Origin of the sequence: Microbulbifer harenosus, assembly GCF_005771435.1 — a bacterium.
Classification (GTDB): domain Bacteria; phylum Pseudomonadota; class Gammaproteobacteria; order Pseudomonadales; family Cellvibrionaceae; genus Microbulbifer; species Microbulbifer harenosus.
On the sequence record NZ_VANI01000010.1, the window covers coordinates 278,068 to 293,560 of the forward strand.

Consider the following 15,493-nt stretch of genomic DNA (forward strand, 5'->3'; position numbering starts at 1 on the left):
AAACTAATCGACCAGATATGAAAAACGCGGCGGGGGCCGCGTTTTGTCTATCTCCGGCTGCGCCATCACACCGACATGGCGCGCATGATAATGCGTTTTTTCAGCAGCGGGCTCGCGTCCACCACGCTAAGGCCGGTATTGCGCAGCCAGCGCCAGTGCAGGTCGCCGGCACCGAACAGGGACTTGAACGTGCTCATGGCCTTGAGCGTGGCCGCATTTTCGCCGCGGCGGCGGCGCTGGTAGCGCGACAACACCGACGCGTGGGCGGGAGAGATGTCGCGCTTGAGCGCGCGGCCGATCTCCTCCGCCAGCACCAGTGCGTCCATCAACCCCAGATTGACGCCCTGCCCCGCAAGCGGGTGAATACTGTGGGCGGCGTCGCCGATCAGCGCCGCGCCGGGGCCAAAGTAGGATTCCGCGTGGCGCGCGCGTAGCGCGAAGGAAAAACGCTCGCTGACGGATTCGATGGCGCCCAGGCGGCTTTCAAACGCTTTCTCCAGATTCAGTGCAAACGCCTTGTCGTCGAGCATGACGAGCTCGCGCGCGAGACTGTCATCCGCAGACCACACCACCGCGCAGTGGCGGTCGTCGCCGAGACCGGACAGCGGCAGAAACGCCAGCGGGCCAGTATCCAGAAAGCGCTGCCAGGCGGTGAACTGGTGTGACTGTTCGCACTTTGCCACGCACACCAGCGCGGTCTGCCGGTATTCCACGTCCCGGGTGCGGATGCGCAGCAGGTCGCGCACCCGCGAGCGGGCGCCGTCGGCACCGATGAGCAGGCGGGTGGTGAACACCGGCGATTGGGTGTCGAGCCCCTCCACCGCATCCCGATCCGGGCTGCGGGATTGCAGATGCCACAGGCCGCAGTCGCGCCACCAGCTCTCCAATTTGAAGCCCGTCACCATGTCCACATTGCTGAGCTCGCCGATGCGTGTGCGCAGGGCGGCGAGGATCACATTGTTCTCGACAATATGCCCGAGGTTCGGCAGTTTGACGTCGCGGCAGTCGAAGTACACCGAGCCGGTGCCTTCCGCGTCCCACACCCGCATCTGCGTATAGGGGCACTCGCGCTGGCCGGCAATCAACTGCCAGGCGCCGACTTCTTCCAACAGTGCCCGCGACGCCTCAGTGAGAGCCACTACGCGCGCGTCGTATGCGTCCGCGCTGACCTGCGGCTCCATCGTGGAGGACTCCAGCAGCGAAATCCGCAGCTGCGGGTGGCGCACGGCCAGCAGTGCCGCCTGCGCCATACCCACCATACCGCCACCGACGATGGTCACGTCCATTCGCTGTCTGTTCATAGGCAGAATTTCTCCGGGATGGTTTTTTTGTAGAAGGTCGCGTGCCGGACTCGAATCATCCCCAATCCGCAACTGCGATCTGCACCGTTATAGTGTGCTTATGGCGCAAGCCCAGCCGCCTGACGGGCAAATGCCGTTCGCAGCGTCGGAACAAGCGCGAGACCAAGCAGTCCCGCCTGTCGCAGGCCAGCCGTCAGCAGGCTGCGGGAGGCGAACAGCGGCGGAATCCGGTCGCTGAAGCCGATGGTGAGCCGCTGGTCATGTTGACGTTCGCGCCAATAAGCCTCAAGTAAGTCTAGCTCGCCGGGGTCGGCTTGCCCGGATTCCGGGGCTTGCGGCGCCATCGTTCGCGCAATCGTGCGGGCCAGCGCCTCGCAATCCCTCAGGGTCAGGTTGAAGCCCTGTCCCGCCACCGGGTGCAGGAAGTGGGCGCAGTTGCCCACCAGCGCGAGTCCGCGGCGCACCTGCTCGCGCGCCAGCGACAGTTTAAGCGGGTAGCCCTGTATCCGCCCCGCGCGCAGGAATCGGCCCGCACGCCAGCCAAAGGCGCGCTGCAGGTGCTGGATGAATTCCGCTTCCGGCAGCGCCTCGAGACGCGCGCGGTCGGCCCGCTCGCAGGTCCACACCAGCGCCGCGCGGTGTATACCGTCGCGCCGCGGCAGGGGCAGCAGCGCCATGGGGCCGCTGTCGGTGAAGCGCTCGAAAGCCACACCGGCGTGGTCTTGCTGCAGGCCGACGGTGGTGACCAGGGCCTCCTGCTGATAGTCCACTTCGTCGCTGGCAATCCCCAACTGGCGGCACAGGGGGGAGCCGACACCGTCCGCCACCACCAGCAACCGGGTATGCAACTGCTCACCGCGGTTCGCCAGCGTGAGTGTGGCACCTGCGGCGGTCATGGTTGCCGAAGAGACATCCGCTGGCGCCAAAATTTCTGTCGACGTGTTTCCCAGTGCGCGATAGAGCAGCGGCCCGAGGGCGGCGTTTTCGATCACCGCGCCGAGCATTCCGCCGAAGCTCGCCCCCGTTTCCCGCCCCGCATCCAGGCTGGCACCGAGACTGTGGCCGCGGTCGGATACCTGGACTCGCGTGATCGGCGCCGCGAATTCGCGCAACTGCGGCCACAACCCCAGTTCGTCAAAAATTCGCAGGCTGCCGGCAGCGATGGCGGTAGCGCGGGTATCAAAACTCGGCAGGTTCAGTGCCGCACTGCTGTCTGGCAGCGGCTGTCGCTCCAGGAGGGTGACACGCAGTTGCGGGCAGTGGTGCGCAAACAGCAGCGCGAGACAGGCGCCCGCCATGCCGCCGCCGACAATCGCGACATCGGTATGTGTTATAGGCATTGAACTTGTCTGGGTTCGCGGATCGGTCACAGCAGCGCCTCCTGGATCAGGTCGCCTTCGCGCATCAGGTATTCAATATCCGCCACCGTTTTCGGCGCGCCCGCGGAGAGTACCTGCGCGCCGTCTTTCAGGAGTGCCACATCATCTTCGATGCGAATGCCGATACCGCGGAATTTCTCCGGCACCGCGCCGTCCTCCGTACCGATATAAATCCCCGGCTCCACCGTCATCACCATACCGACCTCCAACTGGCGCCACTGGCCGTGCACCTTGTAATCGCCCACATCGTGCACATCCATTCCCAGCCAGTGGCCCACGCGATGCATATAGAAACGGCGATAGGCGCCGGACTCGATCAGACCATCAACGTCGCCGTTCAGCAGCCCCAGGTCTTTCAGACCGCGTACGATCACCTCGACGCTGGCGAGATGGGGGCGGTCCCAGTCGCTGCCGGGCGCGATGCTATCGATGGCCGCCTGCTGGCCGGCGAGTACGACTTCATACACCGCCTTCTGCGGACCGCTGAAGCGCCCGTTGACCGGGAAGGTGCGAGTGATATCCGACGCGTAACCGCGGTATTCACAGCCGGCGTCGATCAATACCAGATCGCCATTTTTGAGTGGTGCGCTGTTGGCGATGTAGTGCATCACCAATGCATTGCGCCCGCCGCCGACAATACTCGGGTAGGCGGGCTCGCGGGCCCCCAGAGTCGCAAAAGTGTGCAGCAGCTCCGCCTCCAACTGGTATTCGTACATCCCCGGGCGACAGCGTTGCATAGCGCGGCGGTGGCCCGCGGCACTGATCTCGGCGGCGCGGGCCATCAGGCGGATTTCTGCGGCGCTCTTGAACAGGCGCAGATCGTGCAGCAGAGGATCAAGACTGACCATTTCCGGCGGCAGACAGCTCCCGGGAGCCTGCTCAATCGCTTTCAGATAACCTTGCAGGCGCCGGTCCAGCTGCGGGTAGCGCCCCATGGTGTAGTAAATGAAATCCCGCCCGTCCATCAGCCCCGGCAGGATATCGTCGAGATCGCCGATGGGAAATGCGTCGCACAGACCACAGGCCTCGGCGGCACGCTCAGGACCGAGGCGTGGACCGTCCCACATTTCCTTTTCCACATCGCGCTCGCGACAGAACAACAGCGTTTCACCGGCACCGCGCCCAGGCACCAGCACCAGCAGGGATTCCGGTTCACCGAAACCGGTGAGATAGAGAAAGTCGCTGTCCTGGCGGAAGGGGAAATAGGTGTCGCGCGAGCGCAGCTGCTCGCGCCCCGCGGGAACAATGGCAAGACTGTTCGGCGGCAGCCCTTCGACCAGGCGCTGCCGGCGGCGGGCGTATTCGGCCTTGCTGATACTCATCGGCGGCAGCCAGTCAGTGCAGGGTGGGGCCGGAGACGGAGCCGTCGCTCCCGTTCGCGGGAGATGGGCTGCACTCGATAAATATATTCAGTGCCGCCATGCGCACATACTCCTGGACTTCGAACAGCTCGCGCTCCTGCTCCGCACCGTTTTCCATGGAAGCCGCATCCAACTGGGCGATTTCCGCCAGATCCCGCAGCGCTTCGCTGCTGGTGGGCAGCAACTCGCCGGTATATTTGCCGATGCCAAAGCCGTGCAGGAACCCCTCGCACCAGAGACACAGGGTCTGTCCGCGCTCGGCCAGTTCCTCACTGCCACTCAGCAGTGGCTGGAAGGAAAAATTCCGGTCGCCGAGATCCCGCTCGCTTTGCTCCGCCAGCGCCAGGGCGTTGCGCGCAAGATCCGCGGGGATCGCATCCAGGTCGAGAAACTCCGCCAGTTCTCTGTGCCATCGGGACTTGTCCGGGCGCGCCCCGGCCGCAAGCAACCCGCAGATGAAACCGTGCAGTTCGCTCGGGCCAATGCCGCCCCCGGCCGCCAATATCTGATTGGCGAGATCGTCGAAGGATAATTGGGGTGCGGACATAAACGACTCCTGACGCAGTAGCGGGCAGACTCGAACGCCATACGCTTATGGCTGTTCAATGAACACACACATTAGTTACGCCATTTTTCCGCCCGAAATTTGAACGGTACCCGGGAAATGGCGCCGGCACTGCCGGACAATACGGAGGTGGAAAACGAATGTGCGAACTGATTTTTTGGCCGTACGGGAGAATTGACCCCCAAATACGCCGGCAATATAGTAGCGGAATCCCCCAGCTTGCGCAGGTCACAGGAGCAGGCGGCGCATCGAATACGCAGGAATTATGGACAAACTACAGGCGTTGGAACACCAGCTGGACTCCCTGATACAACAGTGCCAGCAGTTGGCGGCGGACAATCGCATGCTGCGCGAGCAGGAAAGCGAGTGGCAGCGCGAACGCCAACGGTTGATCAAAAACAATGAAGTGGCCCGCAGCCGGGTTGAGACCATGATCAGCCGGCTCAAAGGCCTGAGCCAAGAAACCTCATGAGCAGCAAAAAATACAATTCTTCCGCCGTAGCCGTAACGATCCTCGACAAAGAGTATCGCGTTGCCTGCTCGGAAGAAGAACAGGCCGGGCTGCAGGCATCCGCAAAGCTGCTCAACGAGCGCATGGCAAAAATTCGTCTCAGTGGTTCCGTGATCGGTGCCGAGCGCATTGCGGTAATGGCGGCACTGAATATCGCTCACGAATTAATCCAGGCCAAGGCCGAGCTGGCGCGTCAGCCGGTGGAGGAGCAAATGCTCGACCGCCTGCACGAAAAAGTTCAGGCCGCGCTGGCGAAAATCGACAAAGCCTGATCCACAACCGTTTTCCCCAATTTTTTACACGTCCTCCTCGCTGCGGGAAACCTTTAGCGTTTCCCGGCTGCAGGCAAACTTGACTATCGCGAAAAAGCACAATTTGGCGCGAAAGTGCGTTTAGCCAATACCGGCTCGAAGAGGTATACTTCCCACTCGCCCTGAAGTGTTGGCCAGTTGACTATGTCCTCGAGCCGATAATTCTACCCTGGAGGCTTCCAGCGGATGTTGGTGCGCAAGTCCGCCTTGTAGCGGAAAGCCTAATGCATTCCGGGAGCCCCCACCTTGAGCCTTACGGTTCAAGGCTACGTCTTCAGCCGCATTTCGGGGCTCCTGATTCTTCCTTCCCCGGTACTGGCTCCGCCAGGCAACCGGATATCCGCACCCAGATTGCCAGACACCTATGCCCGCGCCCTCCAAGCAACAGTTGCGCCAGCAGATCCGCGCCGCGCGCCGTGCGCTTGGCCTCTACCAGCAGCGCCTGGCCAGCCAGCGACTGTGCGCGCGCCTGGCGTTGAGCCCGGAGCTGAAGCGCGCGCAGCACATTGGCATTTACTGGCCGATGGACGGTGAAATCGATCCGCGCCCGCTGCTGCAGCGCTTCCCACACAAGCGCTTTTATCTTCCCGTGCTGCCGCGTGCCTCCCGCAACACCATGACCTTCCGGCACTGGCCGCCGGGTGCCCGCCTGCGCTTTCGCAACCGCTACGGTATTCCCGAGCCGATTGCCGGTCGCAGCGAGCAGCGCACGCCGGCGCAGCTGGATCTGGTACTGCTGCCGCTGGTGGCCTTCGACCCGAAAGGTGCACGCCTCGGCATGGGGGGCGGCTACTACGACCGCAGCTTCGCCTTCAAGCGAAGAAATCCCGGCGAGGGTCCGGTGCTCGTGGGTATCGCACATCAGCTGCAGTGCGTGGCGCAGCTGCCGTTGGAAAGCTGGGACATCCCGCTGGTGCTGGTGGCCACCGACGAGCGCCTGTACCGCTGCGGCTGACCGCAGCCACCTCCCCCCACATTTCCTACAGGCACAAAAAAGCCGAACCACAGAGTCTGGGGTTCGGCTTTTTTGTGGCGTGCGGCCGGAAGCGATCAGCGAGTGACCACGCCCTGCTGCAGGGCTGAAGGCGCTTCTTCCTGATCGGAAGAGAACACCTCGGTCAAACCGCTGCTGCTCAGCAACACGCCCGCAACAAAGACAACTACCGCGAGTGTCAATGCATCGGGTTTCATGGGGACCATCCTGTAAGGTATCGAATTCTTGTTTTTTGAATCGTTATCGAACTTCTAAACCGAGTTCTTTTTGCCCGGCGATCTACGCCGCCGGTGCGCTGTTAGACCTGAGACAGGAGGGAAGTTCCACCGCAGGCGGTAAAAAATACCCGCGGCAGCCCGCCGCTTTCACCTGATGCTCAAGGGCTGAACAGTGCTCAAAAGATACTCGATCGGTGGCCAAATAGTAACCCGTCAAGCACTTTTTTTTGAGAGAAATGTCACGTTTTCAAAAATACAAGTTCGACAGATCCGGGAGTGTGAACTACTCACCGCAAAAACAGGTGAACCGCTCACCGTTGAATCTGCCGACAGCATCAGAATTCACTCACACTGGGACAGGAACAGGCGATAGGCCGGGTTATCGGTCTCTTCCCAGAAGGGATACTGCAGCTGGTCGAGGAGCGCTTTCAGTGCCGGACGCTCGTCCTCCGCCACCGCCAAGCCCACCAGTACCCGCCCATAGGCCGCGCCGTGGTTGCGGTAGTGGAACAGGGTGATGTTCCAGCGCCCCGCCAGCTGCTCAAGGAACTTGCGCAGCGCTCCCGGGCGCTCGGGAAACTCGAAGCGGTACACCACCTCGTCGTTTATCCCCGGTGCGCGCCCGCCGACCAGATGGCGGATATGCAGCTTGGCCATCTCGTTGTCGGTGAGATCCGCGACCTGATAGCCCTTGTCCTGCAACTGCGCTACCAGCTGCGCGCGGTCCGTATCCGTCGCGACCTGCATACCGACGAAGATATGCGCTTCCCCGCTGTTGCCGGATCGCCCGGCGCCGCCAGCAAAACGCCCGGCGCCGCCAGCAAAACGATAGTTAAACTCGGTGATGGAGCGGTCGCCCAGGTCGCGGCAGAATTGCAGGTAACTGCCGGGTTGCTCCGGAATGGTCACGGCCAGCACCGCCTCGCGCTTCTCGCCAATCTCGGTGCGCTCACTGATGTAGCGCAGGCGGTCGAAGTTGGTATTGGCGCCGCTGCACACGGTGGCGAGGGTCAGGTTCTGCTCCCCCTGCTGCTCCGCGTATTTCTTCAGCCCCGCGAGCCCCACCGCACCGGCGGGCTCGGCAATGGAGCGGGTGTCTTCAAAGATGTCTTTGATCGCCGCGCAGATCTCATCGGTGGTCACGGTGAGAACACCGTCGATGGTCTCGCGCAGCACGCGGTAGGTTTCCTCGCCAATCTGCGCCACCGCCACACCGTCGGCGAACAGCCCCACCTGGGGCAGCCGCCCATCGCGATTGCCCTCGTCCATCGCCAGCTTGAGACAGGCCGCGTCTTCCGGCTCTACCGCGAAAACCTTGATCTCCGGACGCACATACTTGATGTAGGCGGCCATGCCCGCGGCGAGGCCGCCGCCACCCACGGGAATGAATACCGCATCCAGGTTGCCCGGGTGCTGCCGCAGCAGCTCCATGGCCACCGTGCCCTGCCCCGCGATGACATCCGGATCGTCATAGGGGTGAATAAATACCAGCCCGCGTTCTTCCACCAGTTCCCGCGCGCGCGCCGCCGCCTCATCGAAGGTGTCGCCATGCAGGACAACCTCCGCGCCGCGCATGCGCACCGCGTTTACCTTGATCGCCGGTGTGGTGGAAGGCATCACAATGGTGGCGCGCACACCCAGCTGCTGGGCTCCCAGTGCCAGGCCTTGCGCGTGGTTGCCGGCGGAGGCGCAGATCACCCCCCTGGCGCGCTGCTCCGGCGCAAGCTTGAGCAGCTTGTTGTAGGCACCGCGAATCTTGAAGGAAAACACCGGCTGCAGGTCTTCGCGCTTCAGCAGAATGCGGTTGCCAAAGCGGTAGGACAGCTGGCGCATGGGCTCCAGCGGGGTTTCTATGGCGACATCGTAAATACGCGCGTCTAGAATGCGCTTTATATAGGACTTGGGCATGGCAGAAATCGGCAGCCGATGAATGTTAACGAGCCCGCCAGTCTAATCGCTATACAGCAGCAAAGCCACTTTTAAGCCATTTTTGCGCGAAAAAATATTCGCAAGCGGGTATTTTAATGACAAATATTGCGCTAACCCCGTAAATAAGGACCCAGGAAGCCCATGAATCAGGATCAACTCAAGCAGGCCGTCGCGCGCGCCGCGGTGGAATACATCACCCCCATGCTGGACGCGGACACCATTGTCGGTGTTGGCACCGGGTCCACCGCCAACTACTTCATCGACTTCCTGGCGGAGAAGAAGGGCCTGTTTGATGGCGCCGTGGCCAGCTCCGAGGCCTCCGCCGAGCGGCTCAAGTCCCACGGCATCCCGGTCTACGACCTCAATGCCGTCGACAGCGTGCGCGTTTACGTGGACGGCGCCGATGAAACCAACCCGCTGCTGCAACTGATCAAGGGCGGCGGCGCGGCACTCACGCGGGAAAAAATCGTCGCGGCCTGCTCTGATGAGTTTGTCTGCATTGCCGATGAAAGCAAGTGGGTGGAAGTACTGGGCAACTTCCCGCTGCCGGTGGAGGTAGTTCCCATGGCGCGCTCTTACGTGGCCCGCGAAATCGTCAAGCTGGGCGGTGACCCGGTGTACCGCGAAGGAGTGACCACCGACAATGGCAATGTCATCCTCGACGTGCACAATATGCAGATCGCCAAACCGCTGGCGCTGGAAGAGGCCATCAACAACATCACCGGCGTCGTCACCAACGGCCTGTTTGCCGCGCGCCCGGCGGATATCCTGCTGCTCGGCACCGCCGACGGCGTGAAGACCATCAAATCAAAAATTTAATGACCTGCCTGTGATCTGATGATTGATAAATATAAAAAATTAACCTTGGCGCTTCTCGCCCTGCCAGTGCTTCTGGCGGCGGGCTGCGCCACCACACCGCCCAGTAATACCGACGACCTGTGCGAAATTTTTCGCGAAAAGGACGACTGGTATCACGATGCCGCCAAATCCTCGCGCAAGTGGAATACCCCCATCGCCACCATGATGGCCACGCTGCACCAGGAATCCCGCTTTGTGCACGATGCCAAGCCACCGCGCACCAAGATCCTGTGGATCATTCCCGGCCCGCGTCCGTCCGATGCCTACGGCTACTCCCAGGCACTCGGCACCACCTGGAGAGGCTACCAGCGCGCCACCGGCAGCTATGGCGCTGACCGCGACGATTTCGCCGATGCCATCGATTTTGTTGGCTGGTACCACAACACCAGTCAACGCCAGTGCAAAATCAAGCCCAACGACACCTACCACCTGTATCTCGCCTATCACGAGGGTCAGGGCGGTTTTAACCGCCGCACCTACCGCAACAAAAAATGGCTACAGAACGTGGCCCACAAGGTATCGTCGCGGGCACAGACCTATCAGCAGCAATTGAACAGTTGCGAGGCCTCGCTGAAAAAGCGGAAAAAATTCCTCGGTATTTTCTAAACCCCTACCCCCGCCTGCCAACGGTCTGACGCAGGGACGCGCAGACTGGCGGCAAAAAACGCAACCGCGCCGGAATACCAACTACCCTTTGCAAGACAGCGCTTTGCTACAACGCATAGTTATTGCCAGATAGTTATTGCTAGATCGTTACCAAGGCCTGTAGCCCTCACGCGACGCTGGGCGTGCACGATGCACAGAAGCGCAATCTCCATAAACCGAGGTGCTCATGAAGCCAACCGCCATTTACTCCGCCGCACTCGCCCTGGCTCTCGCTGTTTCCAGTGCCTTTGCGGAAACTGCCGTGTCCGACGCGCAGCTGCAGAAATTTGCCGACGCCTACCGCTCCATCGTGGTCCTGAGCCAGGAGTATGCCCCCAAGATCAAGACCGCCGCCGATGCGGCCGCCGCCGAGGCCATCAATGTGGAAGCCCAGGCGAAAATGCTGTCCGCGGTGCAGGGCGCGGGACTGAGCAAGGAGCAGTACCAGGAGATTGCCACCAAACTGCGCAGCGACCCGGAGCTGTTGCAGAGGGTAAACGAGATACTGCAGAAAACCGCCGCCGCCCAGTAACGCCCAAAACCGCTATGGCGCCGGCAATCGCTCCGGCGCCAGCTCCAGCACCCGGGCGATTGCGTCCAGGTGGGCGCGCACCCAGTCGCCGTCAATTGATCCCCAGTCTTTCAGCACGTAATAACCATCGTTATTGCGCACCCCCTCCTGCACAAACTCCACCAGGGTTCCGTGCCCCGGTAACCCCTTGGCAATCACGTCCTGAATGGTGCGGCGGGGCCAGCCCGTCACTTCTTCCAGCGCGGGATTATTGGGGCGCGGCAGCCGCTCGATCAGATAGGCGATTAGCAGGCGGCGGCAGATGGTGGGATTGAGTTCGCGGTAAGCATTCGCGGCCATGACAGCTCCACTGTTCCGGTATGAATCAGGTATTCTGCGGTCATTTGTAGCACACCATATACCCACATCCGCAAGCCGCAGACGCCCATTCGCCGCACCGCACTGTTTCGGGGCGGGACTTTTTATGCACTCTTTTGCATAATCCAGTCACATACATTACAGATGCCGCCATCGGGAAGTGTGACCGTGGAGACAGATTCCATAACAACAGATTACGAAGCCGCCCCCGGCTTTGAGGCGCACGGCATTCTCGCCGCCGCGGTTTTCGCGCATCTGGCCGGCGCCCGCGCCGCCGGCGTTGACTGCGACCAGTTGCTGCTGGACGCCGGTATTACCCCTGCCAGTGTGCGCGAGGCAGACGCCCGCATCGGCCGCGAACAGCTGGCGCGGCTACTGCGGCTGCTGTGGGACCAGCTCAACGACGAATCCGGCGGCTACCTGGCGCGCCCCTGGTTGCCCGGCACCTTCGCCATGATGGGCCATGCCACCCTCGACTGTCCCACCCTGCGCCGCGCGCTGCGGCGCTCCGCGCGCTTCGTCGCCATGGTGAGCGACGATCTGCATATCAAATTGGTGGAAGACGGTGAGGAAGCCAAACTGATCTTCCATCACGGCAACCACAAGCAGCTGCCGAACCAGAATTTCGTCGAGTCCCTCGCGGTGATCTGGCTGCGGTTTTTCAGCTGGCTGATCGACCGCACCATACTGCTCGAACGGGTGCACCTCGCATTTCCGCCGCCGGATTACGACGAGGAGTACAACGATATGTTTCCCTGCCGCCACTACTTCCAGCAACGGGAAACATGCCTGGTGTTCAACACCCGCTATCTCGGCATGCCGCTGGTGCGCGACGCGCAGCAGCTGAGTGATTTTCTCGCCCGCGCACCCGAGTGCCTGCTCGCCCAGTACAAATCCGACAACAGCTTTACCGGCCGCATCCGCCGCATGCTGCAGAGCCACAACAGTATCGAAAACCTCTCCCTGGACGACGTGGCTGAGCGCCTGTTCACCTCGCCGCAGACTCTGCGCCGGCGCCTGAAAGACGAAGGTAACAGCTGGCAGGACATCAAGGATTCGGTGCGCCGCGACATGGCCATGTACCAACTGAAGCAACAGGAAACTGCCGTGGCGGAAATCGCTGAGCGCCTGGGCTTTTCCGAGCCCAGCGCGTTCAACCGCGCCTTCAAGAAATGGACCGGCCTCGCCCCCGGCGCCTACCGGGAAAAACACCGCAGCTGACTGTTCCATTTATTTCTGTGCACAAAAAACCCGCGGCGAACCGCGGGTTTTTCCACGAACGTCGAGCTGCGGTCACTGCTGCTCGTAGGTTGTCACCTTCACCGCAATGCGGCGGTTTTTCTGTTTGCCTTCCTCGGTGCTGTTGTCCGCAACCGGGTTAGCGGACCCCACCCCCACTGCCGTGACACGACTTGCATCAATACCGGCATCGGTCAGCATTTTCATCACCGCCTGGGCGCGGGATTCAGACAGTTTCTGATTCGCACCGGCGTCACCGTCCGAATCGGTGTGGCCTTCGATGGCGATGGCGAGACCCGGGTTTTCCTGCATGATCGCAATCAGCGTCTGCACATCCGGCAGTGACGCGGCATTGGGCATACTGCCGTCGGTGGGAAACTCGATATTCAGCGGGAATTCGCGGTTCGGGTCGCGGCTGGCATTGGCCAGATAGTCGCGGAACTGCTGGCCGAAGTCACCGGTCGCGGCGGGCGCTTCGGTGGTATCGGGCACTGGCGTGGTCGCAGTGTCCGGGGTCGGCGGCGTTTCCTCCACGATCACTTCGTCCTGCTCGGTGATCACGGCACCGGTGCCATCATCCATCCGCTCTTTCTTCGCGCACATGTTCAGTGCCCACAGCACGCCCAGAGCAATCAGCAGTGGCCACAGCCATTTGCCCCAGCCGCTGTTTTTTGCCGGCGGCGGTTCGGATCTTACTTTTCCCGTCGGACGCGGCGTGGTTTCCACCACGGTGCGCTCGGCGAGCTCATCCAGATTGGACGCGCCGAGCTGGCTCAGCAGGCCCGGAGGAATCTTGTCTTTGATATGTGCCTTTTGGCCGAGCAGCAGCGCCGCCAGCCCCTCCATGTTCAACCCTTTGCTTTTCACCAGTTTGCCCACCAGCGACATGATCACCGGTGCAGCAATCCGCAACAGGCTGGTGGCCTTGCTGCCGCTCAAGCCCAGGGAATTGGTCAGCGTACTGATAACACCCTCGCGCTTGTCGCCGAATATGGATTCAACCAGGTTGCCCCCCACTTCCTGCAGGCTGGTCATTTTGTCCGGGCTGGTAAAAATATCGGCGGGGTTCGACAGGTCCATACTGTTGCTTTTGGTGGCCATATTCAGCAGTGTGCCCAGCCCGCTCTCACTGCCGGCTTTGTTCAGCATGCCCGCCAGCACTGTCGCAGCGCCGGTCGAGAACGCCGATTCACTCTTCCCCTCCGGCAGTCCCAGGGCGTTACCGAGAGCGCCGAGACCAGATGAACCCAAATGGCGAACCGCCATTTCCAGAAGATTGTCAGCCATTTGTGTACCTCACGTTGTTTGTGGCCGTTGTGCGCGACCATTGCTCCCAGCGGAGCCACTCTCAACAGTGTACGGCAGCAAAATCCACCGGTTAGGTTGATTCTGAATAAGCTTCCCGGAGATCTAGCAGGATTCCGAATGGCGCTTCAATCTGCATCAAGACATGGCGATAGAAGCCACTTGGGCTAAGTTATCAGAACCGCATTTCACCAGACCGGAAGCCCCACAAAAGCCACCATAAGCGGAAGTCAGCATGATCCCAAGAACCGTATTCACCCCCGAGCATGAACAGTTCCGCGACAGCGTGCGTAAATTCCTCGAAACCGAAGCGGCGCCGTTTCACCACCAGTGGGAAAAAGATGGCCAGGTTGACCGCGAACTGTGGCGCAAAGCCGGTGCCATGGGCTTTCTGTGCCCGCAGGTGCCGGAAGCCTACGGCGGCCTGGAGCTGGACTTTGGTTACAACGCCATCGTGGATGAAGAAATCTCGCGCCAGGGGCTCACCGGCATCGGCTGGGGGCTGCACTCGGACATTGCGGTGCCCTACATCGTCAATTACGGTACCGAGGAGCAGAAACAGAAATACCTGCCCGGCTGTATCAGCGGCGACATCGTTACCGCCATCGCCATGACCGAACCCGGTGCCGGCTCGGACCTGCAGGGCGTGCGCACCACCGCGGTGAAAGATGGCGATCACTATGTGCTAAACGGATCAAAAACCTTCATCACCAACGGCCAGCATGCGGACCTAGTGGTGGTGGTGGCCAAAACCAATGCCGCGGCCGGCGCCGCCGGCACCAGCCTGTTTCTGGTAGAGGCCGCCTGGCCCGGCTTCAAGAAAGGCACCAACCTGGAAAAAGTGGGCATGAAAGCCCAGGACACCTCCGAGCTGTTCTTTGACGACGTAAAGATCCCCGCGGAAAACCTGCTCGGCGGCGAGGGCCAGGGTTTCATCTACCTGATGCAGGAACTGCCCCAGGAGCGCCTCAGCGTCGCGCTCAACGCCATCGCCAATTGCGAAGCCGCCATCGGCTGGACCATTGACTATGTGCGCGAGCGCAAGGCCTTTGGCAAACCCATTGCCGCATTCCAGAACACCCAGTTCAAACTCGCCGAACTGGACAGCGAACTCAGCGCGCTGCGCGTATTCGTCGATCGCTGTCTGGAACTGCACTACGAGGAAAAACTAGACGTATCCACCGCCGCCAAGGCCAAACTGCTGGCCACTGACTTCCAGTGCAAGCTACTGGACGAGTGCATGCAACTGCACGGCGGCTTCGGTTATATGTGGGAATATCCCATCGCCCGCGCCTGGGCGGACGCGCGGGTGCAGCGTATTTACGCTGGCACCAACGAAATTATGAAACTGATCATTTCCCGCGAGTTGCTCAAGGAAAAATGATCCAGTCAGCACCGGTATGCGTACAGCCCGGTTGTCTGTATTACCGAGCTGGCGCGCCAACGTGAAAACCCTGCGACTCATTATGGGCGACCAGCTCAATCACCAGCATTCCTGGTACCGCAGCGACGATAAAGACACCCTGTACTTCATCGCTGAAATGCGCCAGGAAACAGACTATGTAAAACACCATATCCAGAAGGTGGTCGCCTTTTTTGAGGCCATGGAGGCCTTCGCCGAATGGTTGCGCGTCCGCGGTAAACAAGTCGTCCACTACCGGCTCGACCATCCGGAAAACGCCCAGAAACTCGGCACCAATATTGCCAACCTGATCCAGCAGCATGGTATCCGTAAATTCGAGTACCAGCTGCCCGACGAATACCGCCTCGACCAGCAGCTCAAACAGCTAGCCGATGACCTGAGAATCGAAACACAGACGTATGACAGTGAGCACTTCCTCACCCGCCGCGACGAGCTGGCCGCGCTGCAACAGCGCGCCCGCGCCATCATCCGCAACCCCGATGCCTACTGAAAATGTGGATACCGGCGGGGCACCGACGCATAATCCCCTCGGGGAAATTTCAACACTCTGCCCGGGAAATACCGA

At 61.2% G+C, this 15,493-nt stretch carries 17 protein-coding genes and 1 other RNA gene; 10 read left to right on the forward strand and 8 right to left on the reverse strand.

Translation table 11 applies throughout. The features are described 5' to 3' along the window. Window positions 1-65 precede the first annotated feature (65 nt). The 4 genes from FDY93_RS10655 to FDY93_RS10670 form a co-directional block, all read right to left on the reverse strand. Complete coding sequence (locus FDY93_RS10655; RefSeq protein ID WP_240914048.1) at window positions 66-1,301, reverse strand: UbiH/UbiF/VisC/COQ6 family ubiquinone biosynthesis hydroxylase; 1,236 nt, start codon at window positions 1,299-1,301, stop codon at window positions 66-68. 98 nt (window positions 1,302-1,399) lie between these two features. After that, window positions 1,400-2,641 carry an FAD-dependent monooxygenase gene (locus FDY93_RS10660; protein ID WP_138235719.1) on the reverse strand — a complete coding sequence of 414 codons (1,242 nt, stop codon included), beginning with the start codon at window positions 2,639-2,641 and terminating at the stop codon, window positions 1,400-1,402. Between the two features lie 26 nt (window positions 2,642-2,667). After that, window positions 2,668-4,002 (reverse strand): Xaa-Pro aminopeptidase, encoded by a 1,335-nt coding sequence (gene pepP, locus FDY93_RS10665; RefSeq protein WP_138235720.1) that lies wholly within the window; start codon window positions 4,000-4,002, stop codon window positions 2,668-2,670. Between the two features lie 13 nt (window positions 4,003-4,015). Then, window positions 4,016-4,588: a UPF0149 family protein gene (locus FDY93_RS10670; protein ID WP_138235721.1), complete on the reverse strand. Its 573-nt coding sequence runs from the start codon at window positions 4,586-4,588 to the stop codon at window positions 4,016-4,018. A gap of 283 nt (window positions 4,589-4,871) precedes the next feature. Between FDY93_RS10670 and FDY93_RS10675 the strand changes: the two genes are divergently transcribed. The 4 genes from FDY93_RS10675 to FDY93_RS10690 all read left to right on the forward strand — a co-directional run bounded on the left by FDY93_RS10675 (window position 4,872) and on the right by FDY93_RS10690 (window position 6,383). Continuing rightward, a complete protein-coding gene (locus FDY93_RS10675; RefSeq protein WP_138235722.1) occupies window positions 4,872-5,078 on the forward strand; it encodes a TIGR02449 family protein in 207 nt (68 codons plus the stop codon). Further along, window positions 5,075-5,389, forward strand: a complete 315-nt coding sequence (locus FDY93_RS10680; RefSeq protein WP_138235723.1) for a cell division protein ZapA — start codon at window positions 5,075-5,077, stop codon at window positions 5,387-5,389. Before FDY93_RS10675 ends, FDY93_RS10680 begins: the two co-directional genes overlap by 4 nt. 155 nt (window positions 5,390-5,544) lie before the next feature. Beyond that, a non-coding RNA gene (gene ssrS / locus FDY93_RS10685) (6S RNA) lies at window positions 5,545-5,724 on the forward strand. Between the two features lie 68 nt (window positions 5,725-5,792). After that, the gene (locus tag FDY93_RS10690) at window positions 5,793-6,383 is read left to right on the forward strand and encodes a 5-formyltetrahydrofolate cyclo-ligase (protein ID WP_138235724.1); all 591 of its coding nucleotides are present in this window, start codon (window positions 5,793-5,795) and stop codon (window positions 6,381-6,383) included. Window positions 6,384-6,478: 95 nt separating this feature from the next. On the opposite strand, the gene FDY93_RS19465 is transcribed toward FDY93_RS10690, so the two are convergent. Beyond that, window positions 6,479-6,619 (reverse strand): hypothetical protein, encoded by a 141-nt coding sequence (locus FDY93_RS19465; RefSeq protein ID WP_166214653.1) that lies wholly within the window; start codon window positions 6,617-6,619, stop codon window positions 6,479-6,481. A 363-nt stretch (window positions 6,620-6,982) separates the two neighbouring features. Continuing rightward, window positions 6,983-8,548 carry a threonine ammonia-lyase, biosynthetic gene (ilvA, locus tag FDY93_RS10695; protein WP_138235725.1) on the reverse strand — a complete coding sequence of 522 codons (1,566 nt, stop codon included), beginning with the start codon at window positions 8,546-8,548 and terminating at the stop codon, window positions 6,983-6,985. A 162-nt stretch (window positions 8,549-8,710) separates the two neighbouring features. Between ilvA and rpiA the strand changes: the two genes are divergently transcribed. The 3 genes from rpiA to FDY93_RS10710 all read left to right on the forward strand — a co-directional run bounded on the left by rpiA (window position 8,711) and on the right by FDY93_RS10710 (window position 10,604). After that, window positions 8,711-9,388: a ribose-5-phosphate isomerase RpiA gene (gene rpiA / locus FDY93_RS10700; protein WP_138235726.1), complete on the forward strand. Its 678-nt coding sequence runs from the start codon at window positions 8,711-8,713 to the stop codon at window positions 9,386-9,388. Window positions 9,389-9,406: 18 nt separating this feature from the next. Next, window positions 9,407-10,033, forward strand: a complete 627-nt coding sequence (locus tag FDY93_RS10705; RefSeq protein ID WP_138235727.1) for a transglycosylase SLT domain-containing protein — start codon at window positions 9,407-9,409, stop codon at window positions 10,031-10,033. 226 nt (window positions 10,034-10,259) lie between these two features. Continuing rightward, on the forward strand, window positions 10,260-10,604 hold the full coding sequence (locus tag FDY93_RS10710; protein ID WP_138235728.1) for a DUF4168 domain-containing protein: 345 nt from the start codon (window positions 10,260-10,262) through the stop codon (window positions 10,602-10,604). A gap of 12 nt (window positions 10,605-10,616) precedes the next feature. Here the strand turns inward: FDY93_RS10710 and FDY93_RS10715 are convergent, their stop codons facing one another. Then, window positions 10,617-10,943, reverse strand: a complete 327-nt coding sequence (locus FDY93_RS10715; protein WP_138235729.1) for a helix-turn-helix domain-containing protein — start codon at window positions 10,941-10,943, stop codon at window positions 10,617-10,619. A gap of 186 nt (window positions 10,944-11,129) precedes the next feature. Here FDY93_RS10715 and FDY93_RS10720 point away from each other — a divergent pair, with 186 nt between their 5' ends. Next, window positions 11,130-12,182 (forward strand): AraC family transcriptional regulator, encoded by a 1,053-nt coding sequence (locus FDY93_RS10720; protein WP_246068546.1) that lies wholly within the window; start codon window positions 11,130-11,132, stop codon window positions 12,180-12,182. Between the two features lie 72 nt (window positions 12,183-12,254). Here the strand turns inward: FDY93_RS10720 and FDY93_RS10725 are convergent, their stop codons facing one another. Beyond that, a complete protein-coding gene (locus FDY93_RS10725) occupies window positions 12,255-13,487 on the reverse strand; it encodes an OmpA family protein (RefSeq protein WP_138235731.1) in 1,233 nt (410 codons plus the stop codon). Window positions 13,488-13,740: 253 nt separating this feature from the next. Here FDY93_RS10725 and FDY93_RS10730 point away from each other — a divergent pair, with 253 nt between their 5' ends. Both FDY93_RS10730 and FDY93_RS10735 read left to right on the forward strand, forming a co-directional pair. Then, window positions 13,741-14,889 carry an acyl-CoA dehydrogenase family protein gene (locus FDY93_RS10730; protein ID WP_138235732.1) on the forward strand — a complete coding sequence of 383 codons (1,149 nt, stop codon included), beginning with the start codon at window positions 13,741-13,743 and terminating at the stop codon, window positions 14,887-14,889. A gap of 16 nt (window positions 14,890-14,905) precedes the next feature. Continuing rightward, window positions 14,906-15,418, forward strand: a complete 513-nt coding sequence (locus FDY93_RS10735; protein WP_138235733.1) for a cryptochrome/photolyase family protein — start codon at window positions 14,906-14,908, stop codon at window positions 15,416-15,418. Window positions 15,419-15,493 lie beyond the last annotated feature (75 nt).

Coding starts and splice junctions, on each gene's coding strand:
- FDY93_RS10680 (WP_138235723.1), top strand. CDS start 5,075: ATGAGCAGCAAAAAATACAATTCTTCCGCCGTAGCCGTAACGATCCTC.
- ilvA (WP_138235725.1), bottom strand. CDS start 8,548: ATGCCCAAGTCCTATATAAAGCGCATTCTAGACGCGCGTATTTACGAT.
- FDY93_RS10735 (WP_138235733.1), top strand. CDS start 14,906: ATGCGTACAGCCCGGTTGTCTGTATTACCGAGCTGGCGCGCCAACGTG.
- FDY93_RS10655 (WP_240914048.1), bottom strand. CDS start 1,301: ATGAACAGACAGCGAATGGACGTGACCATCGTCGGTGGCGGTATGGTG.
- FDY93_RS10705 (WP_138235727.1), top strand. CDS start 9,407: ATGATTGATAAATATAAAAAATTAACCTTGGCGCTTCTCGCCCTGCCA.
- pepP (WP_138235720.1), bottom strand. CDS start 4,002: ATGAGTATCAGCAAGGCCGAATACGCCCGCCGCCGGCAGCGCCTGGTC.
- FDY93_RS10730 (WP_138235732.1), top strand. CDS start 13,741: ATGATCCCAAGAACCGTATTCACCCCCGAGCATGAACAGTTCCGCGAC.
- FDY93_RS19465 (WP_166214653.1), bottom strand. CDS start 6,619: ATGAAACCCGATGCATTGACACTCGCGGTAGTTGTCTTTGTTGCGGGC.
- FDY93_RS10715 (WP_138235729.1), bottom strand. CDS start 10,943: ATGGCCGCGAATGCTTACCGCGAACTCAATCCCACCATCTGCCGCCGC.
- FDY93_RS10710 (WP_138235728.1), top strand. CDS start 10,260: ATGAAGCCAACCGCCATTTACTCCGCCGCACTCGCCCTGGCTCTCGCT.
- rpiA (WP_138235726.1), top strand. CDS start 8,711: ATGAATCAGGATCAACTCAAGCAGGCCGTCGCGCGCGCCGCGGTGGAA.
- FDY93_RS10660 (WP_138235719.1), bottom strand. CDS start 2,641: ATGCCTATAACACATACCGATGTCGCGATTGTCGGCGGCGGCATGGCG.
- FDY93_RS10690 (WP_138235724.1), top strand. CDS start 5,793: ATGCCCGCGCCCTCCAAGCAACAGTTGCGCCAGCAGATCCGCGCCGCG.
- FDY93_RS10725 (WP_138235731.1), bottom strand. CDS start 13,487: ATGGCTGACAATCTTCTGGAAATGGCGGTTCGCCATTTGGGTTCATCT.
- FDY93_RS10670 (WP_138235721.1), bottom strand. CDS start 4,588: ATGTCCGCACCCCAATTATCCTTCGACGATCTCGCCAATCAGATATTG.
- FDY93_RS10675 (WP_138235722.1), top strand. CDS start 4,872: ATGGACAAACTACAGGCGTTGGAACACCAGCTGGACTCCCTGATACAA.